This is a genomic window from Pseudoalteromonas luteoviolacea (genome assembly GCF_021654285.1).
Taxonomy (GTDB): Bacteria; Pseudomonadota; Gammaproteobacteria; order Enterobacterales; family Alteromonadaceae; genus Pseudoalteromonas; species Pseudoalteromonas luteoviolacea_J.
In genome coordinates this window covers 13,039-36,293 of sequence record NZ_JAKFZS010000020.1, presented here as the reverse complement: position 1 = coordinate 36,293, position 23,255 = coordinate 13,039, and the positions used below count along the sequence as shown (strand labels likewise).

At 44.1% G+C, this 23,255-nt stretch carries 19 protein-coding genes; 17 read left to right on the top strand and 2 right to left on the bottom strand.

From position 1 onward, the window contains the following. The first annotated feature begins 2 nt into the window (after positions 1-2). The 4 genes from L1077_RS18105 to L1077_RS18090 all read left to right on the top strand — a co-directional run bounded on the left by L1077_RS18105 (position 3) and on the right by L1077_RS18090 (position 5,160). A complete protein-coding gene (locus L1077_RS18105) occupies positions 3-1,292 on the top strand; it encodes an ABC transporter permease (RefSeq protein WP_063364385.1) in 1,290 nt (429 codons plus the stop codon). Positions 1,293-1,303: 11 nt separating this feature from the next. After that, complete coding sequence (locus tag L1077_RS18100; protein ID WP_237138350.1) at positions 1,304-2,527, top strand: FtsX-like permease family protein; 1,224 nt, start codon at positions 1,304-1,306, stop codon at positions 2,525-2,527. A 61-nt stretch (positions 2,528-2,588) separates the two neighbouring features. Continuing rightward, entirely contained in the window at positions 2,589-3,854 is a 1,266-nt protein-coding gene (locus L1077_RS18095; protein WP_237138412.1) for a sigma-54-dependent transcriptional regulator, read from the top strand. After that, entirely contained in the window at positions 3,844-5,160 is a 1,317-nt protein-coding gene (locus tag L1077_RS18090; RefSeq protein WP_237138349.1) for a sensor histidine kinase, read from the top strand. The genes L1077_RS18095 and L1077_RS18090 overlap by 11 nt, the downstream gene beginning before the upstream one ends. A 34-nt stretch (positions 5,161-5,194) precedes the next feature. On the opposite strand, the gene L1077_RS18085 is transcribed toward L1077_RS18090, so the two are convergent. Continuing rightward, positions 5,195-6,979: a sensor histidine kinase gene (locus L1077_RS18085; protein ID WP_237138348.1), complete on the bottom strand. Its 1,785-nt coding sequence runs from the start codon at positions 6,977-6,979 to the stop codon at positions 5,195-5,197. A gap of 101 nt (positions 6,980-7,080) precedes the next feature. Between L1077_RS18085 and L1077_RS18080 the strand changes: the two genes are divergently transcribed. After that, positions 7,081-7,497 (top strand): BLUF domain-containing protein, encoded by a 417-nt coding sequence (locus tag L1077_RS18080; RefSeq protein WP_046357754.1) that lies wholly within the window; start codon positions 7,081-7,083, stop codon positions 7,495-7,497. A 25-nt stretch (positions 7,498-7,522) separates the two neighbouring features. Here L1077_RS18080 and L1077_RS18075 read toward each other — a convergent pair whose 3' ends face one another. Further along, positions 7,523-9,598 carry a contractile injection system protein, VgrG/Pvc8 family gene (locus L1077_RS18075; RefSeq protein WP_237138347.1) on the bottom strand — a complete coding sequence of 692 codons (2,076 nt, stop codon included), beginning with the start codon at positions 9,596-9,598 and terminating at the stop codon, positions 7,523-7,525. A gap of 490 nt (positions 9,599-10,088) precedes the next feature. On the opposite strand from L1077_RS18075, the gene tssJ reads away from it, so the two are divergent. The 12 genes from tssJ (at position 10,089) to L1077_RS18015 (ending at position 23,230) form a co-directional block, all read left to right on the top strand. Further along, positions 10,089-10,541, top strand: coding sequence for a type VI secretion system lipoprotein TssJ (gene tssJ, locus L1077_RS18070; RefSeq protein ID WP_063364381.1), 453 nt, complete (start codon positions 10,089-10,091; stop codon positions 10,539-10,541). Between the two features lie 3 nt (positions 10,542-10,544). Further along, positions 10,545-11,882 (top strand): type VI secretion system baseplate subunit TssK, encoded by a 1,338-nt coding sequence (gene tssK / locus L1077_RS18065; RefSeq protein WP_237138346.1) that lies wholly within the window; start codon positions 10,545-10,547, stop codon positions 11,880-11,882. Positions 11,883-11,897: 15 nt separating this feature from the next. Next, a complete protein-coding gene (gene icmH, locus L1077_RS18060; protein WP_063364458.1) occupies positions 11,898-12,620 on the top strand; it encodes a type IVB secretion system protein IcmH/DotU in 723 nt (240 codons plus the stop codon). A gap of 4 nt (positions 12,621-12,624) precedes the next feature. After that, positions 12,625-16,350: a type VI secretion system membrane subunit TssM gene (gene tssM / locus L1077_RS18055; RefSeq protein ID WP_237138345.1), complete on the top strand. Its 3,726-nt coding sequence runs from the start codon at positions 12,625-12,627 to the stop codon at positions 16,348-16,350. Positions 16,351-16,359: 9 nt separating this feature from the next. Then, the gene (gene tagF / locus L1077_RS18050; protein ID WP_237138344.1) at positions 16,360-17,352 is read left to right on the top strand and encodes a type VI secretion system-associated protein TagF; all 993 of its coding nucleotides are present in this window, start codon (positions 16,360-16,362) and stop codon (positions 17,350-17,352) included. Continuing rightward, positions 17,352-18,920 (top strand): TssA family type VI secretion system protein, encoded by a 1,569-nt coding sequence (locus tag L1077_RS18045; RefSeq protein WP_237138343.1) that lies wholly within the window; start codon positions 17,352-17,354, stop codon positions 18,918-18,920. Before tagF ends, L1077_RS18045 begins: the two co-directional genes overlap by 1 nt. 58 nt (positions 18,921-18,978) lie before the next feature. Continuing rightward, positions 18,979-19,506 (top strand): type VI secretion system contractile sheath small subunit, encoded by a 528-nt coding sequence (tssB, locus tag L1077_RS18040; RefSeq protein ID WP_039610623.1) that lies wholly within the window; start codon positions 18,979-18,981, stop codon positions 19,504-19,506. A gap of 9 nt (positions 19,507-19,515) precedes the next feature. Then, entirely contained in the window at positions 19,516-21,042 is a 1,527-nt protein-coding gene (gene tssC, locus L1077_RS18035; RefSeq protein WP_211037114.1) for a type VI secretion system contractile sheath large subunit, read from the top strand. 80 nt (positions 21,043-21,122) lie between these two features. Beyond that, positions 21,123-21,455: a hypothetical protein gene (locus L1077_RS18030; protein WP_211037113.1), complete on the top strand. Its 333-nt coding sequence runs from the start codon at positions 21,123-21,125 to the stop codon at positions 21,453-21,455. Continuing rightward, positions 21,448-21,936 carry a hypothetical protein gene (locus L1077_RS18025; RefSeq protein WP_237138342.1) on the top strand — a complete coding sequence of 163 codons (489 nt, stop codon included), beginning with the start codon at positions 21,448-21,450 and terminating at the stop codon, positions 21,934-21,936. The genes L1077_RS18030 and L1077_RS18025 overlap by 8 nt, the downstream gene beginning before the upstream one ends. 181 nt (positions 21,937-22,117) lie before the next feature. Beyond that, positions 22,118-22,510 carry a hypothetical protein gene (locus L1077_RS18020; RefSeq protein ID WP_211037112.1) on the top strand — a complete coding sequence of 131 codons (393 nt, stop codon included), beginning with the start codon at positions 22,118-22,120 and terminating at the stop codon, positions 22,508-22,510. Positions 22,511-22,744: 234 nt separating this feature from the next. Continuing rightward, positions 22,745-23,230 (top strand): Hcp family type VI secretion system effector, encoded by a 486-nt coding sequence (locus L1077_RS18015; RefSeq protein WP_046357732.1) that lies wholly within the window; start codon positions 22,745-22,747, stop codon positions 23,228-23,230. Positions 23,231-23,255: the final 25 nt, after the last annotated feature.

Genomic DNA, 23,255 nt, shown 5'->3' with positions numbered 1-23,255 from the left:
ACATGGATATGTTTTCTTATTATGTGCAGCTATGCGTGCGCAACTTTAAACGCACACCGCTGTTTTTTTCCCTGATTATTTTAACCCTGTCGATTGGGATCGGCACCTTGTTAGCTAATTTATCTATGCTGTCTTTGATGTCACAAGATCCTATACCCGGTAAAAGTGATCAAATATTCATTGTGAATATGAATACTTACGCAGGTTCAACGAATAACTTTGGCAGTATGCATACGATCAGATACAGCGATGCAAAAGCAATACTGGATGCTGGTGTCGCAGAAAATGCAACCATGCACTATGCAACTCATGTCTATAGTCGCCGTGCAGACTCTGATGATTTGACACGTTACTCAAGTAGTACGCGAGCGACCACCGCCTCATTTTTTGACATGATGGGCGCTGAGTTTGCCCATGGTAAAGCGTGGGAAAATGAGCATGGTACAGAGGTTGTGATTGGCCATAAGCTCAACATGACCTTATTTGGTGGCGAGAATAGTGTCGGCAAGCAAGTTGAGCTACAAGGTAAAATTTATAACATTGTCGGTGTATTGAAACCTTGGCATATGAGGCCGCTTTTTTATCATGCCTCTGAAGGAAACGCCTTTGATGAAACAGATGATTTGTTTGTACCCATTGAAGTGGCCATAGACAATAATTGGGCCATCTATGCGCGAGCGGTATCGACAGATAGCTACTCAGTACTGAGTGAAACGAGACAGATTAATGCGTATTACATTCAGACATTTGTTGAGCTGGTAGATGAGCAGCAGCGATTGGCTTTTCAAACCTTTATCGATAGCTATGCGCAGCAGCAAAAAGAGAAAGGTAATCACCGCCATGAAGTGGATAACCGACTTTATGATGTAAACGCTTGGTTGGATGAGAACGAAGTCGTCAATAAAGATCTTTTAGCGTTTACTTTTGCCACGGGTATCTTTCTGCTGGTGTGTATTTTTAATGCCAATAGCTTGATGTTATCTCGCTATCAGGCTGGGCAGTTTGAAGCAAACTTGCGTCGAGCGGTTGGCGCCAGTCGCAAGCAAGTGTTTTATCAAGGCGTGATAGAGAGTGTGATTTTAGGGATCACCTGTGCCTTGGTATCTTTGGTGTTGGCCATGAGTTTATTGGCCTTGTACCGTCAGTTATTCGAAGACTTGGCACCTGTAGCAGAATTGCCGCTACACATGATAGTGATTGGTGTGGGTGTGGCACTGACTTCCAGCCTGTTAAGTACCATATATCCGCTTGTGCAGGGCGCACGTACGCCGCTAGCTAGCATCTTGAAGTAAGGAGTAGCACGATGAATCTAAAAGCATTATTAAAATCTATGTTGCTGCGTAAATTTGCAACAGGTTTGCTTATTTTCCAACTTGTATTAACCATAGGACTGGCTTGTAACAGCTTATTGTTAAGTATTGAAGCCAATGAAAAGTTAGCCCGAGATGTGGGTTTTGATATGGAAAATGTATTGGTATTTCAGGTCCGTCCAACCTCAGAAGCCTTTTTAGATGCCAATTTCTTCTTGTCTGTAATAGATGAAGATATGGCGGCTTTGAATAAACTAGATGTAGTTGAAACGGTGAGTTTTACCAACCAATTGCCGCTGATGAAAGGCGGTAACTTCCACTCTATTGAAGATGTAAATCAACCCGAAGATGCGCCAGTAGAAAGGCAGTTTACAGGTGTGCCAATGTACTATGTAGACGAACAGTTTTTTGACTTACTCGGCGCACAAATGCACCTTGGGCGTGATTTTACGCTTGATGACAATGCAACACATGGCTATTTAGAGAATCATGAATTTGAAGCCAATATCATTTTAACTCGTAGCTTAGCTGAGGCACTGTACCCGGGAGAAAGCGCGGTTGGCAAGCATACCTCTGAAGGGCGAGTGATCGGCGTGGTGTCGGATATTGCAATTAGGCCTTCGAGTAAATACCCACATCATGGCATATTCATGTATAGAAATATGGCTCGCTCTCAAATGCGTTTAATGTATATGGTGAAAGTCACCTCAGGTGATATACAAAAGACTAAAACGGCGATCACTGAGGCCATTAATCAAGTACACCCTGAACGAGAGATCCGAGAGATCCTGACCATGGAAGAACATCACAGTGATTATTTTAAAGAGTCGAGCAGTTTGGCAACCTTATTTAGCTTGCTGACCGGGATGATGTTATTGGTGACCATGATCAGTTGCTTTGCTCATGCACACTTTCATGTGTCTAAGCAAAAGCGTTTAATTGGTATTAGGCGTGCATTGGGCGCACGGAAAAAGGATGTATTAGTCTATGTGTTGAGCGAAAACTGGCTGGTCAGTGGTATTGCCGCACTACTTGGGGTCGCGAGTGTGATTGCAGTGAATATGTTATTGGCAGAAGTCATTGTGATACCAAAACCGGATGTTATCAGTTATTTGTCTTGTGTTATCATCGTGTTTATATCTGGTACTGCGGCAACCTGGTTGCCTGCATGGAAAACAACAAAAATAGCGCCAGTGGTTGCAACCCGCACGTTATAAAAATGAAGGAAAGACATGTAGTGACCAGTTAAAACGGTCACTACATGACATTTAAATGGTTATGAACACAATTCTTGTTGTCGATGACAACCCTGATATTTTAGATGCGTTAGATTTATTGCTGAGTATTCACAGTTACACTGTATTGACAGTCACTAACGTTAAAGATGCCATTTTGACCGTCTCTCGACAAAAAGTGGATTTGGTCATTCAAGATATGAACTTCAGCGAAGGGACCACATCAGGAGATGAGGGAAAGCAGTTATTTGGTACATTAAAAGAGCTAAACCCCACTTTACCCATCATTATCATCACCGCTTGGAGCCAATTAGAAACGGCGATAACGTTAGTCAAATCAGGTGCCGCAGACTATCTCCCTAAGCCTTGGGATGATAAGAAGTTATTACAAGCTATCGAAGAAAATATCTCAGTACAAGCTGCGCCTATCCCTGAGTGCAAATTGATTTATCAAAGTCGTGAAATGAGTGAGCTTATCTTTACCTCGACTAAGGTGGCCGCTGCGGATATCAACGTGTTGATCACCGGCCCGAATGGCTCAGGTAAGGAAAAGTTAGCTGACTTTGTTCACCAAAAATCGCAGCGTGCGAATGCGCCTTTTATTAAAGTGAATATGGGCGCTATCCCACAGGAGCTTATGGAAGCCGAATTATTTGGTGCAGAAAAAGGCGCGTTTACCGGTGCAAATCAAGCAAGGGCAGGGCGTTTCGAAGCAGCTGATGGCGGCACATTATTTTTAGATGAGATTGGCAACTTACCACTTGCAGGCCAAATGAAACTATTGCGCGTGTTGCAGACCGGTGAATTTGAGCGATTGGGCTCTAATGTGACGCAAAAGGTAGATGTACGAGTGATAAGTGCGACTAACGCCAACTTATTGCTCGATATTAAAAGTGGCGCGTTTAGAGAAGATTTATTCTATCGCCTCAACGGAATGGAACTGCAAATTTTACCGCTCAATAAACGCAAAGCAGACATTATTCCATTGGCTCAACACTTCATTGGTGTGGCGCATACGCTTACCAAAGAAGCAGAGCACTTTTTAATGCAGCAAACATGGCCTGGTAACGTTCGAGAGCTGGAAAATAGCTGTCGACGAGCATTAATTTTTGCGGATAAAAATCAAGTTGATGTCAGTGCTTTTCAAGGACATGAGCAAACAACAACATTGAGCGAAAAAGAGCACATGCAGCAGGTACTTGAGAAGCATAACTGGACGATTGCGCATGCGGCGCAAGAGTTAGGTCTCAGCCGTCAAACTTTGTATCGTCGTATTGAAAAGTTCAAATTGGAAAAGCATGATGAGTAAAGTGATTGCTTTGCTTTTTATTGGCCAACTGGCATTTACCATAGCCGCTGCACTCTATGGGCCGTCATATCCTTGGATATTTCTGATTTTAGGTATAGTACTGTTTACTGTTATCGGATATTTGTACCGTGCTTACAACCAAACTCAGGCCAATATTCAGCGCAGTATTGAACAGGGGTTTTTGAGCCTGATCGATGGTGATTTTTCGGTTAGTATCGCGCCCAAAAATGATCCTACTTATGACCGTGTGTTTAATTTATTCAATCAATGTACTGAAAAACTAAGAAAGGAACGTCAGCATCTTTATCAACGTGAGATGTTGCTTGATAAAGTGCTCAACACCTCTCCTGTGATCACGTTTCTGGTTAGTCCTGAGCATAAAATTATTTTTGCCAATCGCGCTGCAGAACTCATGTTTAAAGAAGGGGATTCTTTGTTAGGTCACAGTTGGCATGATATCAGTGAAACGCTAGATGATGACTTTGCGCACGCCTTGCAAAATAGCGGAGAGAGTATTTTTACCCTTAACGATCAAAACGGTGATGAGCAAGCTTGGCACTTGGCTAAATCTAGTGTGCGTATTCATCAAGCAAGCCATACGCTTTACCTGCTAAAAAGCATCACTCATGAGCTTGGGCGTCAAGAAGTACAAACGTGGAAAAAAGTGATCCGAGTGCTCAGCCATGAATTGAACAACTCCATTGCTCCCATTAGCTCTATGTGCCACTCAGGGCAATTATTGGCACAAAACTTATCTGAACCAAGATTAGATAGAGTGTTTAGCGCGATTTCTCGACGCATTGGGCACCTTAATGAATTTATTAAAGGCTATGGCGAGTTATCAAAACTAAAAATGCCGAATAAGAAGCCTGTTAACTGGGAATCTTTAGTTGAACAATTAAACGCATTATATCCGTTTGAACTCACAACGGCGCTTCCCTCCAAGCAGGTAGTTGCAGATGAGCATCAGTTAGAGCAGGTGCTTATCAATATTTTAAAAAATGCCCATGAAGCGCAAAGTGAGCAAAGTGATGCGCCACCGGTCCAGTTGAGTTTTACAGAACAAGGACAGCACAATGTGAGCATTGCAGTGCGAGATTTTGGCTCAGGAATGGCAGCAGAAGTACTGGAAAATGCATTACTGCCATTTTACTCTACCAAGCACGCTGGAACAGGGTTAGGTCTGGCATTATGTCGGGAAATTATTGATGCGCACCAAGGAAAATTAGCGTTTCGTAATTGCGCAGACCGAGGGGTTGTAGTCAGTGTTTCTCTGCCTTACGCAGAGCTAGTGTCAGAAAAATAGAGCCTGCTTTATAAATATATAATGCAGGCACTTTTTAGTTTATCGGCAGCGACAGAGTAAACTCGGTATGCGCGTTTGGAGTAGAGACAAGAGATAACTCACCACCTAAACGCTTACTTAAATTGTAACTCACAGACAAACCAAGCCCACTGCCTTGTCCAACCGCTTTTGTGGTAAAGAACGGGTCGAACACTTTATCTTGAATATCCAGCGGTATGCCGGGCCCATTGTCTTTGACTGTAATGACTAGCCTGTTATCAGCGTCTTTTGTGCAGACTGCCACATAGGGGGATTCAGGTTGGCTCTGTTCTACTGCCTGAAACGCATTTTTTAATAAGTTAGTTAAAATCTGTTGCACAAATCCAGAGTTAGAAACGGGTTGGCAGGTGTGCGCTAAGTGGGTCTCGACTACAATATCGTGCTTGTTATGACCCTCTAGTAATGACAAGCTTTGAGTCAAAATAGCTGGGATGTCGAGCTGACAATGATGCTGATTTTGTACAACGGTGAATGACTGCAAATCTTTAATGATGTCACTGACTCGGCTTAAGCCCATTTGCGATTGAGCAACGATCTCGCGAATATCATCATAAATAAAGTCGATGTCTGATTGGCCCCGATAATTTGTGATTTGGCTTTTAATTTTTGCGCCGGTATGCTGATTTCCGCCCTCCACGGCATTTAAAAACTGATCATGTAAATTTTGTAGATTGAGGATGCTATCTAGGTAATTGTCCATCGAGCCAAAGTTACTTAATACCGACGACAAGGGGTTATTTATCTCGTGGGCAATGCCCGCAGCAAATTGGCCAACCGTCGCCATTTTCTCGCTGTGTGCAAGTTGGTTTTGGGTTTCTTTTAGCTCAAGAAGCGCTTCTTTTAAGCGGGTACACTGTTTTTTCAGACGTCTTTCCGACTCTTTTCTTTCCAGTAAAATAGTGAGCTGCTCTGCGGCTTTGCTTACCACATCAATCTGCCGCATGGAGACAGATTCCATGGCCTGTTCATCAATAAAAAAAATCATCATTTCAAGGACTTTATCGTATACAACAATGGGAAATATTAAGTAACTGCTGAGCTTTGTTCCAAGTAATTGATTGAGCGGTTGAAATGCATCGTCGTTTGGCAATAAATCTATTTGGGGCTTTTTCTCAGTTAAAGAGCGCGCTAAATAAGCGGGTAAGGCTGGTAGAGCGAAAACTCCGGACAACCCCTGTTCAAGTGTTGGTTGTTCAGGCCAAACATGGCTTAATGCGCCTTCGTTTTGGTTGTTTATTTTTATTCTGCAGTGCGTTGTGGCACAGGCTATATTGGCCAATGAGCGCATAAAGGTCAGCATAACCTCATTGATATCGTTATTATTACGATGTAAGTGCGCCACACTCATCAATAGATCGCTCTCAGCTTTGTGTTGGGCATTGATCTGCACTAGACGTTGCCAAGCTTTGAGGTTGCGCTCAATCACGCTTAAGTTAAATTCAGTTTTATCTGGAGATAAGCTAATAAAGCTCGAAATATCGTAGTTTTCAATCCAGCTCAATGCGTCTGGCATGCGTGCTGGAGGATGTGCAACGATGAAAATTAAGTCTTTGTCTTGGCAGCCAATTCGTACATATTCCAATACTTGCTCGGTCAGCGCCTCAGAGTCCTTGTCTTCAACATTAAAAATAATTAATCCGGGCTTTTTTTTGCGGATGAGCTTTTTACATGCTCTGAGATTATCGGTGACTTCGAGTTGATAATTACGTTGAGTTAATAGCGCATCAAGGGCGTCAGAATTCGGCCCAACGTGTAAAACGCTCTGCTGTTGTCTTTCCATAATCGTTGCGGTTCTTGCCTTGTAATTTTGATAACTATAGCCAATGATTACACTTTCTGTGTAATGGCATGTTCAATGAAGAAGACTAGGAGTGTATGGATATGAAGCTAGTGAGATTGGTCTATTACAGTCAGGCATCTCGTAGTATGAGTTTGTCGGATCTACGCAATATTTTGCAAACCGCGCGCTCGAATAACGACGAATTAGAGGTGTGTGGCATGCTGTGCTTTGAAAACCAGTTTTTTTTACAAGCACTCGAGGGAGACAGAGAAACGGTAAATGAGCTCTACTTAGATATTGCAGACGATCCGAGACATGAAGAAGCCACCATTATTAGCTATGACGAAGTGTCTGAACACACATTTGCAAAGTGGCAAATGGGCTATGCGGGGGGATCTGAGTCTTTTTATGAGTTACTGCGAAAAAACGGCCAAACAGAGTTCGATCCGGAGCAAATGACGCAAGCTCAAGCCATTTCTTTTTTGGTGGATATGGCAGCTTTTCAAACCGAAATATAATGGCGGCACCCTGTGCCGCACGGGTTTAAATATCGCGAATACTGACGCGGCTATTATCTTCGACATCAGAAATGCTGGGTTCTTCAGACTCAGAAGGACTTTGCGGTGATTCAAAGTCATACTCTACCGGTCCATCTAGTATGGTTGCGGCCTTACCTTTTAACGTCAGTAGTTTTGACGCGATAATATCGATATTACCGCTGGTATCTAGGGTGATAGAAGCGCCTTGGCTATACAGACCGAGCGTACCCATACCAAGGCCGCGTATGGTGATACCATCATCACCGTGGATCACCTGACTACCATTAGGCGCACAGAGCACAATGCCACCGACACTTTCAAGGTTACAGTCTTGTCCAATGACGCAGTTTATATGTTTCCCTGATTTGATGCTGCTATGGGTATTGGCGCTGGCTTCTATTTTACTGCCGGTGAGGTTTTGAATGCTATTGCTGTGCGTTTCAATGGTACTTCTATCTGTGCGCATAGCGACGGCTTTTTTTGATTTGATCTGCGCACTTGCGCGTGCTTGCATTTGGATGCGGTTATCACTTTGAACGGTGAAGTCATCAGCACTGATCAGCGTCATTGCACCTTGTTGAGCGGCTACTTGAATAAATGGGGCGCTACGGTCGCTGTTTAGCTCGATATGCTGCTCGCCGTTGAGGGTTTTGAGCAGTATCTTAGGTGTGCGCTCATTGTCATCAAAAAGCAGTTGGTTATCGGTGCGCGTTTGCATGATATTGTGTTCAGCATTTTGACTGGTGACTAAACTTGTTTGCTGCTGGTCCGAGGCAAACCCCATGATAAAGGTATTGTCCGGGTCGTTATTGATGCAACCTATCAGTACTTGGCTGCTCGGCAAGAGTGGAAAATGCCAGCCTGTGGCTTGAGCTTGGCCGCTGCAGGCATAGCGTGTGAGTGCCTTAATTGCGTGCGGCACAACCGAGATATCTTCTGCATATTGGGGTTTATAGTTATAGTGCCCGTTGCTATCTAGGGCCACTTGAGTCGGGTCATTGCCTGCTTGCTCGGTGACCACATGCGCGCGAAATACCATAGGTTTTGGTAAGTTTGGTTGTATGGGGAGCTTAAACGGGTTGCTACGAGGAATACAGGTAATCTTGCAATGATGGCGGGCACTATCTGGCTCTTCGCTGCTACCTGCACTGAATATGTGCTTTGCTTCAATGCATAAATAATCGCCACTGACTTGGCCAATGGCATTGCATACGAGTGAGAATGAATACCCAGGTAGAGCGTCTGGCACATTACCTGTGAGGCGCAGCACATCATTTTTAGCGCGTGCTGAGAGTTCAAAATCTGTGCTTAACTGGACTGTGCTTTGTGCATTTAAGTTGGGCTCAAAGTAATTTTTTGTGACACTCGTTCCTGTGCTTGGTGGGCTGGTGGATTGGTGAACTTGACTGCCCTCTAAATGCCATGCCACTTCTCGATTAAACTCAAAAAAGCCGACATGCTGACTGGTGTTATTGCGCTCTATACCATCGCTGCTGCGCAGCCTTAACTGAGTTCGACTGACATAAGGCGAGTTGAGGTTACTGTCACTGAACACCACTTTTTCGTTTAAGCCAGTGCACTCAAACCAGTAAAACAGCCCATATTGCTGCAAGGTTCGAAGTAAAAACTGGTGGTCTTGCTCAAGGGGTTGCACTCTGATTTTTTCAAAAGGGAGAGGGTGTGACAGCCGCCAATCAATCTGATCGGCTTGATAGCCCGCTTGAGTCAGTAGCTGCTGGATGACAGAGCGTACATCGGAGTTTACAAAAATGCGGCTGTGTTGAGAGTCGACCAACCTTGAGAGCTTAGGTTTGAGCGTAAGCTGATATTGGTAAAGCTGTGAGTGCACATGCTGAGCTGAAAAATCGCTCAAGGTTGCAGTAAAAAATGTACTCTTACCATCCTTATGTATTGTTTCAAAAGTAACAGTATTTCCTAATACTAAATCATTATCGATTTTGAGTTTAGACTCTATTTTGACGTTTAATAAAAAAAACTCACTAATACATGAAGTTAATTCAAAGTATGTAACAAAAGCTTGATGACTCAGTCCATATATTTGCATCCTTGTTTGTGCCATTTTTCTATCCTTAATCGTTGAAGTTTTTCATTTTTGTTTCACTTGAATGTAACTTTTATGTAATCGAATTTCGGGTTTAAACTGTATTTTTAACGCTTTAATATGAGTTAAACTCATGCTTTAAGTTTGTTTTTGATCATAAAGTACGTGTTTTTGTTAATCAAATATTTTATTTTTGATTAAATGGTTTGATCTGGAGATTTATTTTATGTATTGTCTGTGTCGATTTTTGGCAAGGGTACAAATGTGGGTAATTATTGAATCAATAAATTAACAATAAATGATTCTTTATTACTGCTTTTTGATTTTAATCAAGCATTGATGTTGAAGTTTAAGCTAGGTGTTTAGTTGCGGTTTATAAGCAAGACGATTTGCAATCCGCTAATTTAAGGCCATTTATGCCGCAGGGCTTCAATGGACATCATTCGCAGTTGTGAACACCTGTACCAAAACAATAAAACTTATGTAATTCACTACAAGGAATAAAATCATGGCGAGGTTGATTGTCTGTTTTGTGGCGCTGCTAAGTTTGTCTGCATGTATGACGACTCAGGTAAAATTAGATGTTCAGGCGACCGATAACATAAACTTAAATAAGTTTGATGAGCCATTGCCTGTGGTGTTGAAGGTGTATCAGCTTACTGATGTACAAGCCTTTAGAAACGCGACGTTTGAACAACTGTGGAAAGAAGATAGGTCTATTTTGGCCAGCTCTCTGATCACAGTTGAAGAGCGCACCATTAACCCTTCTGAACGCCTAAAAATCAACTTTGAGCGAGCTGACTCTGCCAAGTATGTTGGCTTTGTTGCGCTATTTCGTGAGCGCACCGATGGTAAATGGCGCACCTATTACGACCTAAACGACTGGCCGGTTCCATTATCAACGTCGCTTGATATCGAAGTCCAAAGCAATGCATTGTATGTACCGGGTGCGGAAGACTAGCTCATGATATTCGATAACCTGTCTTTTAAGCCAGTGTGGGCTGAGGGTGTGATGTTGAGTCAGCAGCACTTTCAGCACTTGGATAAGCATTTGCAAAGTGAAATGGCTGCGCGTAGTCGTTTATCGCAAAAAGTGCCTTATGGATTCTATCGTCTGCAGTTTGATGAAAGCGCCATTGCAAAAGGCGTGGTTAAACTGTTGGCTGTCAGCGTTATTTTCAAAAGTGGCCGGTTAATCGAAATGTCGTTTACTGACTCAGATGCGCTCACGTATGAGCTCGATGACGGTCAGCAATCTGTGACGCTGAGTTTAGCGCTGGCAACCAATCACGCAGTGAGTGACATAAAAGGTTATCCGCAAAATGGTCAACTCAGTGCCTACCAATGTGAATTTGTAGAACTACAAGATGAGCATGACCCTGCGCGAGGCAAAGAGGTCATGGTGGCCAAGCCCAAACTAATGTTAATTGAAAGCTCATCCAGCCAAAGCTTTATTGAACAGTTGCAGTGTGCAAAGGTGATAACCAATGAGCAAGGGGAGTTTGCATTTGATACACATTTTGTGCCCTCACTACTTAACGTGCGTGTCCATGCACCGACATTTTCTCGGCTCAATAGTGCAGGTAATATTTTAAACGCCAAGTATCAAGCGCTGCAATCAAGTCGCGCACAGATGGGCGTTGTTGAAGATTTTGGTCCCAGTGATTTAAAGCAATTTATGCTATTACAAGCCATGTCTGCAAATATGCCTTATCTGAACCACTTATTGTTGTCCCAGTATACCCATCCAGAAGACATGTACATTGCCATGAGTACATTACTGACTCAATTGGCCCATTTTGAAGCAGAGCAACAGATAGATATACCGCCTTATCAGCATGACAATTTGGGACAAATCTTTGGCTATTTTGAATCTCAAATACAACAGCTTATCGGCAGTATTAGTACCAAGCGCTCCGCTAATTTACCACTTGAAAAGCTCTCTGACTCGATGTTTGAAGTCACTGGCTTTGAAGCCGATCAGTTTAGAAATAATGAGTTCTATTTAGCGGCATTCTTTGAGCACGAATCAACACAGTGGATAGAACTATTTGCCGACCAAGTGAAAGTGGCGGCATCGTCACAAATTGAAATGTTGATCGCATCAGCTCTGGGCGGCGCTGAGCTGACCCACTGCCAAAGACCTCCCAGCAAGGTGTCACTCAAAGGCGGCTATGAATACTTCAAGATCAATGCCTCTAGTGCGGCATGGGCGCAAATAAAACAAGAGCTTTCATTGCGTATCTTTGTGCCGTACAGCTTGCAAAGCGTACAAATTGAATTGGTGAGCGTGACCAAATAGGAGTGAATGACGGTTATGACAAGGACATCAACACACACTGAATTATTGGCCTGTATTTCGCCCGTGCTAGACATAGTGCATTCGGTCAGGCAAGGGGGTTGCCAGTCAACAGACATCGAAGCATTGCGTGAGCAAGCGCTGAATGCCTTTGATGAATTTGAGCGCGATTGTTACGCCAATGGGATCACCGCAAGTGACATGCAAGAAGCCAAATTTGCACTCACAGCCTATCTTGATGAGCAAATAATGGCCTCTGAAATGGAATCCAGAATGGCTTGGATGGCTCGTCCTCTGCAACTTGAGCTGTTTGGTAATTCAAGAGCTGGGGAAGCATTTTTTGAAAAGCTGACTCACATTCGTCAAGCCGGTGCCAGCAAGCGGGCGGTTATCGAAGTGTATTTCGTCTGTATGCAGCTGGGTTTTGAAGGGGTTTATAAAATTAAGGGTGTAGAGCAGCTTAAAGCCCTGATGTTAGATGTGCGCGCCCAGTTGGAAGAGCTGTCAGGCAAAGTACCGCTGAATTTATCAGACACCTGTATGCCTGCTGAGCATGTTGTGACGCAATTGGGCAGAAGGCTTCCTTACTGGGTGATTTTCAGTATCACCGTGGCGGTGTTGCTGTTGATGTATTTGGGCTTTCACCAATATTTGCAAGGCAAAGCAGACGAGCAGTTTATTGAGCTAGAGCAACAGGTTGCAGTATTAACGCAGTTAGAAAAAACAGGGAATATTAGGTAGTGCTATGGCGGGTTCAGTTAATAAAAGTGGTTTAATTCACCTCTTACTTAATTTCTTTTCTTCACGGGCAACAGCCAAATGGATAGGACTTTTTGCTCTACTAAGCTTGGCTTGGTTTGGCGGCCGTTTCATTGGCTTAGGTGGCGTTGATCAGCGACTATGGTTGATGGGCGGCATTTTTGTCGTCTTCATGCTGGTGCTGTTTGTGCGTTGGCTGTGGGCAAAGCGCTCTGGTGATAAGCTGGCGTCAGAACTGGCTAATCACAATGCCAGCTCTGAAGCGGAAGTGGCAGAAATTAAAGAAAAGATGCAAGACGCTCTGGCTGCATTAAAGGCGTCTCACCTCGGTGCTGGATATCGTGGTAATACGGCGTTATATGCGCTGCCTTGGTATATGATCATCGGTCCGTCTGCGACCGGTAAAAGCACTTTGTTTGCTAATTCTGGACTGCATTTCCCCTATTCTAAATCGAATCAAATGCATATTCAGGGCTTTGGCGGTACGCGCAATTGTGATTGGTGGTTTTCAGATCAAGCGATTTTAATTGATACGGCAGGCCGCTATACCACTGAAGAGAGCGACAAAGAGCAGTGGTTGTCGTTTTTAAAATTGCTTAAGAAAAACCGTCCAAAGCTACCCATCAATGGTGTAATGGTCGCCATCAGTATCGCGGATATTTTAACTTCAGATACTGAACAAGTACGAGACCATGTTAAGCAAATTCGCACTCGTATTGACGAACTTATCAACCAACTTGGGATTATTTTCCCGATTTATATCGTGTTTACCAAAACCGATTTGATTAGCGGGTTTGAGCCGTTTTTTAACGAGCTATCAGAGCAAGAGCGCTTGCAGCCGTGGGGCGCTTATTTACTGGATAAAAATCAAACGCCAACCAGCGATGAGGCTTGTGACACCTTTAATGCAGAAATGGAAAGCATGTATCAGCGCCTGTGTCAGCAGCGATTAGTCAAGATGACGCGCGAGCGAGATACCCAGCGTAAACAGCTTATTTACGACTTTCCAAATCAGTTTAAAGCGGCATCTGATAAGGTCAGCGAGTTTGTTGAGATCTTATTCAAAGAAAATCCATTCCAAGAGGTCCCTTGGTTTGCGGGGGTCTATTTTACCTCAGGCACGCAAGAAGGGGTGCCTATTGAGCGCAGCTCTAAAACCAAACTGGCGACCTTCCGCTCAGTGTTATTTGAATACCGTCAGCAAAGTTTAACCAGCGCATTTTTTGTCAACAAAGTCTTCAATGAAGTGATGTTTAAATTGCAAGACCTCACTAAAGGCAACCGCAAAAAGCGCAAGATACAAAAATGGGTCAAAGGCTTGGCAATCTGCACCAGCATCACAGCGATTGGCTTGATGTCTGGGTTGTTGTTTAACTCTTATACCCATAACACGCAATTGCTTAATACCGGTGAGCTATTGAGTAAGCACGTAATTGCCACCAGTGTGGAACATCAATCTGAGGTTGAGCAGTTTAATGCTGTGTTGGCGTTGTTTGAGCACTATCAAACACTCGAGGCGTATGAGCAGAAGTTACCTTGGTACTTTCTATTGGGCGTGTATTCAGCGGACACCACCAAGGCACCGATAAAACATATCTTGCAGCAGCGCGTGCAATCATTAATTGGCGGACCAGCAGCACAGCAAATTGCAACGGCTTTGGCCAGTTCACACACTCAGTGGCAAGACTTGCAAATCGCTGAAGAACAAGTGATCAAACGTGTCGAACCGCAACTGCGAGACAGCTATTACAACTTGATGAAGTTTCAGCTGATGATGAGTGATGAGTTTGCGCGTTTAGATCATGCGTTTGTGAGCAATGCTATTTTGAGCATGGTGGCACAGCGCTTAGAGTTGGATATCGAGGCGGATGAAACGGCGCAAACCACAGAGAAGATGCGTGCCTTGGTTAATTTTTACATCGCACAATTACGCCAAGACACTGAAGCGCCAGGGCTGGATGTGTGGACGTCACAGGAGCACCTCATTGCACAGGCCAGAGCCAACTTAACCACAGATCCGCAGCCTGATGTGATCTACGGGCAGATCAAGGACAAAGTCTCTGTTTCCAACCCTGAACTGACGCTCGATCAAATGATGAGCCAAAATAATAAAACCTTTTTGAAAAGTGAGTTGACTGTACCGTATGTCTTTACTCAAAAGGCATGGCAATCAGAGGTATACAGCGAGATAAAGCGTCGCGCAAACATTGCTTTTTCTGGTGATTGGGTGATGGGGACTGAGCAAGCAGGTGCTGAAGGCGCCATTGATGAAGCCAAAGCCAATGAACTGGCCAGCGCTATTCGGGCTTTATATTTTAAAGAGTACGCCACGGCGTGGTTTGATTTTATTAATGCTGTTGAAGTAAGACCATTTAATACCAGCAACGCAGCCAGCCTAACATTAGGGCAATTGTCTTCTACGCAAGGGCCTTTGGTGGATTTAATGAAGGCCATAGACGCCAACATTAACTTGAGTAATGCACCGCTTCAAGAGCCTGAAAAGCTCAGTGGTGTGAGTGAGAAAATCATTGATAAAGTGAAGTCAGATACCTTGCTTGGCAACAGTAAAGGGCTTGAAAGCTTAAGCAGCAAAAAAGTACCTGAATTGGCACAGCGTTTCGCGGATTTAAGACGCTATACCTCAGTCTCTGAAGAGGCACAGATCTCAGATTATCTGCAGCAATATTTAGGTGCATTAAGTGCCTTCCACTCGGATATCAAAGACATTGCAGCCAGTAATGATGATGACTTCATGGCGATGGAGTTTTCACGCTCGCTATTAACGGGTGAAGACAAAGAGAACGCATTGCAAAGTGCATGGGTGGTGGTAGAAAGCCAAGTGAGAGCGCTTGACCCAGACAGTAAGCAAGTGCTGGAGCGACTATTAAAAGCGCCGCTATTAGCCAGTGTGCAAACCGTGATGAACGAAGCAAGAAGTCAGCTAAACGATCGTTGGTACAACAATGTGTATATCAGCTACAAGGACAACCTCAAAGGTAAATACCCGTTTAACTTAACTGGGCCAGATGCCGCCGTTGAGGACATCTCTGAGCTACTTAATCGCGACTCCGGTATTTTTTGGGAATTTATGGATGCAAACTTGGCACCGTTTTTAAAGCTTAAACGCGGTGTGTGGGTAGAAAAAACTTGGAATGGCATCGGCCTTGGTTTTGACAAGCCCGTACTGGATAAATTGACCAAGGCGCGCAAAGTAACGCGTTCATTGTTCCCAAGAGAGGGCTCTGAAGTGGGGATCAGTTTCCAAATGATGCCTGTTGCGCAGCGCGGTGTGCGTGAAACCTACATAGGCTACAGCGACCAAAGCTATCGCTATCGCAACGAACCTGAAGAGTGGCGCAGGTTTACTTGGCCCGCAAGAACAGGGGCAGAAAAGGCCACCATCTATGGCATGGATCGCAAAGGCAATCGGATAGAGATCCAAAAAGACGGCCCATGGGCGTTATTGAAAATACTCAACGAAGCGCGTGTTAAATGGGTTAAAGGCACAGAGTATATGGCGACGTGGGAGTTGCTATTGCCTGAAGAAGAAAGTAGCGAAGCTCATGAACATATTCAGGTACAGGTAGCGCTTAAATCTAGTCGCAATAGCGGTATCTTCAGCAAGTACTTTATGTCGTCTTTTGCCTTGCCAGAAGCCTTGTTCACAGGCCGTGTGCAACTGGCCAGTCAAGCAGCAAAGCAGGTGCAGTAAGGGATGAGTATGTTCAGCTTTTTTTCCAATAAAAAACCCAACAAGGTACCCGTGAGCTTGCCTTTTGGCTTTATGGGCAAAAGCCCGATACAAGCCGATTTTGTGAAGTATCACGTAGACTCGCGTGAAGTCATCAACATGGATCATTGGCTGCAAGAGGGCTACGCACATGTGTGCCGCAGTGCGTTGCAAGGCGACAGCCATTTTGACGACCAATTGACAACGCTGTTTTTTATTGCTGGTGGTGAGGCTGACAACAGCATGATGGGAGTATTGCAGCCAAGCCAAGACAAAAGCGGTAGGCAGTATCCATTTAGCTCATTTATTTTGTGCAGTAATGCGGACTTTAAAACGCATCCGGCGTTTTTATTGTATGAACGCTTTAACATTATTCGCTCTTTAATTTTAAATCATGAGCTGATCAAAAGTGCGAGCTCTTTAGAGATGATGCAAAAAACAGCACATGAGTTACAGCCTTTAGGTGAGATGTGCGATCAGGAATTGGACTTTAATACCTCGATGGAAGCGCTAAGAAAGCAACCCATTGAGCGCATCTGGTTTGCGCTGGGCTTATCGACTGTTGAGCAGCGCGGCGCACTTATTGAGCAGTTGATGCATGCGCTTAAAGGCTTATCGGCGCAGGGCTGCAAACGCAGCCAATTTGGGATCAAGTTACCGATGCCACAATTAGGTGATGATAGCAAGCTGGTCGCCGCATTTTGGCTGCATTTGATCACCAATACAGTGGCAGATAACCATTGGCAGCCTTGGTGCTTTTATAACTTTGGACAGCTCAGCTCCTCCGCCTCTTTGGTGGTGTATTGCCGACCGGTGCCTGCCTCTTTTTTTGCATCGGTTTGGCTTGATTTAGCAACAGGCTCAACGGTGATGGATTTTACCAAGCTCAATGATAATCAGCCGGTATCAAGCAAAGCCTTAGAGCTGGCAAAAGCCACCAATATGAGTGTGTTTGATACCTTGCGTAGTTGGAGCAAAGTGTAATGACACAACCACATGGTTATCCGTCTTGGCAAGCATGGAGCAGCGCACTTCTGAGCGAATTTGAGCCAGATAAGTGCGGTGAAGATGTGCGCTATGACGATGACTTTAAATGTGTGAAAGCCTCGTCATCAGGCGCGTCAGAAGTTGATTTTAAAGAGATATTTATCATCTCTAGTAAATTACTGGCTGAAAAAACCAAAGATTTACGAGTGGCATCTTATTTGTGTTTAGCAGCCACACAAGAGTTTGGGATCAATGGTTTATTGCCCAGCTTGAGGCTGTTTAATGACTTGGTAAAGCAGTTTGATAATGCCCTGTACCCTGAAAAGCCGCGAGCGCGGGCATCAGTGCATACGTGGTTCTTACAGCAACAGCAGCGTTTGCTCAGTGTGGCGGATAATATTGGCGGCACGACCCCTGAGCATTGGCAAACACTCGATGAAATATTGCAAATTTATGCCAAAGAGATTGTGCCATTTTTAGATGACCAAGCTGGTCCTTTGGCAGATTTAGGGGCGTGGTGTGAAAAAGGCAGGATCAGTCAGCCGATGCCAAAGCCAGAGCCTAAACCTGAACCAAAACCAGTTACGCAAGAGCAGCCGCAACCAGCGCCTGTCGCTGACCCCGAGCCTGCGGCGGTAGCTGCCAAGGCCGCAGAGCCTATTGTGGTACCGCCTAAGGTGACAACGCAAGCAATAGATTCTGACAGCGATTATATGGCGCAGGTTCGCACCTTGTTAAAGCATGACAGAGCGCAGCAAAACTGGCCAAGAGCCATGCACTTAGCACGCGCAGTGCGTTGGGGCGCATTGGCCTTACCGCCTCATGACGATAATTTAAAAACACGCTTGCCCGCACCGCGAGAAACCGCGTTTGCACCAATAAAAAACGCGTTGGCAAACGAAGAATATACCGAAGCGCTGGCAAAAGCGGAGGCGCTGTTTATGGAAGGGGCCATGCATTTTAATTTGGACTTACAAAAGTTCACCTTGGATGCGTTGGCAGGGCTATCAAAGTCCACTTTAAAAGGCTGGTTGGAGCTGCAATTAGCGGCAATTGCACAGCAATTTCCTAAGTTGTTGCAGCTGAAATATGAAGACGGCAGTGACTTTTGCAGCGCGGCAAATCGTGAGCGCATTCAAGAGCACGCGCTGTTTCAAGGCGGACAAAGCCAAGACGCTGGCCAGCAGCAGTGGCAGGCGGCGATGAGTGAAGCACAAAAGCTGGTGGATGATAACGAACTAAAAAAAGCATTGCAGCTGATAGACACTCAGCCGATGAGCACGGCCTTTGATAAAGCTTGTGCGCGCCTTCATCAAGGGCGACTGCTACTGAGAGCCGAACGAGCCAGCTTGGCAGTGCCGATTTTTCAGCAATTGCTGTCAGATATTCAAACCCATCGCCTTGATTTGTGGCAAGAGGATTTTGCAATGGACGTTTGGCGCTACGCCAAGCAATGCTTTGAGGAGATGTCTCAAACGCAAGGAGATGAATTTGATTTACAGGTGGCTGCCATTGAGTCGCAGCTGTTGGTAACCAAAGTGAGCTCAGCGATCGACTGGGTGTAAATCGATACACGATGACCTTTCTTTATGGAAAGCGTAAAGAGTAACAATAGGGAAGAGCATGACAGATACATTTCAAAAAGAAATACCCAGAGCGCGGATCAATATCGCGCTAGAGCTGGACACGGATGGCGCCACACAAAAAAGTGAGCTGCCAATGAAAGTGCTGGTCGTTGGTGACTATTCAAATGGTCAAAACGACGCAGACTTAGCTGAACGTGAACGTATTTCGATCGACAAAAATAACCTCGAGCAAGTACTCAAAGATATCTCGCCTAAGGCGCAATTTCAGGTGCGCAACCGTATTGCGGGCGATGGCGATATCAGCGTGAACTTAAAGTTTGACGAGTTTAAATCTTTTGACCCAGAGCAGGTTGCCGCACAGGTACCTGAGCTCAACAAAATGATGTCGATGCGTAACTTGTTACGGGATTTGAAATCAAACCTATTGGATAACTCATCACTGAGAAAAGAGTTAGAGCGCATCTTACAAAGCAAACCTGAGCTCGATGAACTCAAGGCGAAACTGGATGAGCTGGCACCGCTTGCCTCTGAACAAGACAAGCAGCCTAAGCAACCGCAGGAGTAAGGACACCCTATGAATATGCAAGAAAACCTAAATGTGGCTGCACGCGCAGAAGAAATCGAAGCGGTTTCTACGTATGAAGCCATTTGTGACTTAGTGGATATTGATCCGGTCGGCAGTGAGATCAGCATAGATACTTTCAGAGATGCGAACAACTTGGCTGAAACCAATACCAATGAGCGTTTAACTGCAGCGATCAACGTCTTTTTAGACATGGCAAGCTCAGATGGCCAGCAAGTATCCCGTATTGATAAGCTACTATTGGATGATTACATTGCCAAAGTTGACCGCATTATCTCAGAGCAGTTAGATGAGATTTTACACCATGAGAACTTTCAAAAAGTTGAATCGGCATGGCGCTCTTTACGCTATTTAATCAATCGCTGCCCAAACAATGCCAACGTTAAAGTTGAGCTGTTAGATGTAGACAAAGAAACCTTGCGTGATGACTTTGAAGAGTCACCAGATACCACACAGTCTGTGTTATACAAACAGGTCTACACGGCTGAATATGACACGCCGGGGGGCGAGCCAATTTCAACCATGGTGTCTAACTTTGAATTTGACTGCTCAGCACCGGATGTCTCCCTTTTACAAGAGATCTCGCGCGTGTCTGCGGCCGCACATTGCCCATTTTTAGCCAGTGTTGGTTCGAAGTTTTTCTTGAAAGATTCACTGGAAGAAGTGTCTAAGATCCAAGATTTACGCTCTTACATGGAACGTGCTGAGTTCCAGCGCTGGAAAAACTTCAGAGAGTCTGAAGACTCACGTTATATCGGTCTTGCGTTCCCGAGGTTTTTACTGCGCTTACCGTATGGGGATTTAAACCCAATTCGTAACTTTAATTACCAAGAAGAAGTGACCAGTGAAGATCATGAGCGTTATTTGTGGGGTAATGCGACATTTGCCTTTGCAGCCAATGTGATCCGCAGCTTCCACGAAAATGGCTGGTCAGTGAATATTCGCGGGCCGCAATCAGGTGGACGCGTAGAGAATTTACCACTGCATTCATTTGAAGCAGGTCGCGGTCAAGAAACCAAAATCCCAACAGAAGTCCTGATCTCCGAAACCAAGGAGCTGGAGTTTGCGAATCAGGGCTTCATCCCACTGAGCTACTATAAAAACTCAGACTTTGCGTGTTTCTTCTCGGCAAACAGTGCGCAAAAGCCACAGATTTATGAAACGCCAGAAGCCTCTGCAAACGCTCGCATTAACTCACGTTTGCCATACATCTACTTGGTGTCGCGCATTGCCCATTACATGAAAGTATTGCAGCGCGAAAACATCGGCTCGAGCAAGCCAAGACATGAGCTTGAGCAGCAGCTCAATGATTGGTTGGGCGCCTTAGTCACTAAGATGAACAACCCTGATGAGTCGTTGGTTGCGACACATCCATTGAAAGATGCTGAGGTCAATGTCGCGGAGATCCCTGGCAATCCGGGCTATTACCGAGTCAGTACTTATGTGGTGCCGCACTTTCAAGTTGAAGGCATTGATGTACGCCTTGCTCTGGTGGGGCAAATGCCTGGTGAGAAATGAGGGTCACCTGAAGAACCAATGAAGCGTATTTAGGGCGGGGAAACCTGCCCATATTTAAAATCAATTTTAAGGATAAAAATATGAGATGCCCAAATATAAATGGATTAGAGTTTTCTAAGAAAAATCTTGAAAATCTGCAAGCTGTTAGAGATATAACAAAAAACACGGATATGTTAGCAAAGGCTTTCAGTGTCGGAACTTTTGCAACAATATTTGTTGGTAATGGACCTCTGGTTTCTCAATTAAATATCGCAAATACAGATTTTGCAAAAATGGCAGAAGCCTTAGGTGCCGTACCAAAGATGAAAAGGCATGCAATAGCTAGAATTTCATATAGTGCTTATAGGAATGCCACTTCTCATAAAGAAAGAGAATTTTGGAAGGCGTTAGTTAAGGGGTGTAAGAATGAATAAACTGTATTACTTATTAGTGTTGTTTTTTTCGCTGAGTTTGTCAGCAGCAACCGTAACACCCGAGATGCTTTTTGCAAAAAATAAATTACAGGAAACAACTATCTCCTATACCAAGGCAATGGAAACGTGTTTTGAACATACTCCACGAGTTAGGCCAAAACAGTTAGAGATAGATGGGTTTGAAACAGAATTAGTTGTAAATGCAGTAAATTATTTGCATTACGTGGCACTTAATCATTGCATGAAAGACGAATATATTCGTTTTTTAAGCGCGGTTGAGTTTTATAACTCCCTTGTCAGTAGTGATGAAAAACTTACCGTTGGAAGTTTTGTCACTGACTCCTTAAAAGAGGAGGTACAAGGGGAGTTAGAATTTAAACAGCTGCCAGAAGAGGTCCAGCAGCACTTTTTACAGCTGGATGTACTAAAAGTGCCATTTGACGTGGCCACGCTAGTGATGGAATTACGTGGTGATTTGTAAAAGAGGTGGATATTACTCTGAGATGCTTGAAATCAGTTCAGAGTATGCTTTTCAGTTTGTATAGAAGGGGCATCTATGAAAGTGATTGCGTATACAAATTCAGAGTTGAGTTAAGCCTTATTAGTTTGGACACACTGCATATAAAAAGAAGAAATAGCTAGCTGCGCTAATTGGTGTACTGATGAATGTAAAAGCAGATCATTTTATTTGGAAAATTATATGTGTGGTGCAAGTGGCTGTGACCTTGTTTTCAATATACGAAAATCAAAGTTCAGCTATTTATGAAACGAGTGCTTCTTTTTTAAAAGGTGTTCTTTTTATTACAGATTTTTTAGTTTTAGCAGCAAACATATGTCTGATTTTACAAGTGCGTGTTCTAAGTCAAAATGCGTGGTTTTTGACGGTTTTACTATGGTGGCTTGTTAATTTTTTGTGTTTGTTAAACGAGTTTTACTTGGGCGGTTATACCTCATCTGAAATGTTATTTATGGGGAATATAATTTGGATTTTAATTTTATTTTCTTTGCCTGTACTCAAGTATGGCACTTTTGTAAGTGATACAGCGAAGACATGAATAAAGTTGATTGCATAAGCCATTACAGCTTGGTGTGCGTTAGGCCGCTAATGAAATAAACGGATTTATAAAGTATTGAAAGATTGCCCTGGGTTGGCGGCAACCAACCCAGGACATGTTCCCAAATTGGCATGAAGCGTGGCGCTTTTTTTGGGATCTAACACAGCCGAGGCGGTGTTAGAGCGATGCCATTAATTATCAGGAAACAACTTATATTAAAAGGAGAATATAGAAATGGCAATTCCAGCGTATTTGTGGTTAAAGGATGACCAAGGGAATGAAGTAAAAGGTTCAGTAACTGTGGCTGAGCGTGAAGGGTCAATTGAAATTTTACACTTTGACCATGAACTCCGTATCCCAACGGACAATGACACAGGAGAGCTAACAGGGACTCGTAAGCACGAACCTTTCATCATCACAAAAGCTGTGGATGCATCTACACCGTATTTGTACAAAGCGTGTTCAAATGGTCAAACACTAAAGCAATTAGAGCTTAAGTGGTACCGTATTGATGACACTGGTACTGAGCGCGAGTATTTCCGCCACACGCTTGAAGATGTAAAGATCACATCTATTACGCCAACCATGCACAACGTAAAAGATCTGGACAAAGAGCGTTATCCGCATCTTGAAACAGTGAACATGCGTTATAAGCGTATCACCTGGACTTACCTAGACGGAAACATTGAGTTTTCTGATTCTTGGACTGAGGGTCGTTAAGACCACTCATCAGAGGCAAAGCAGT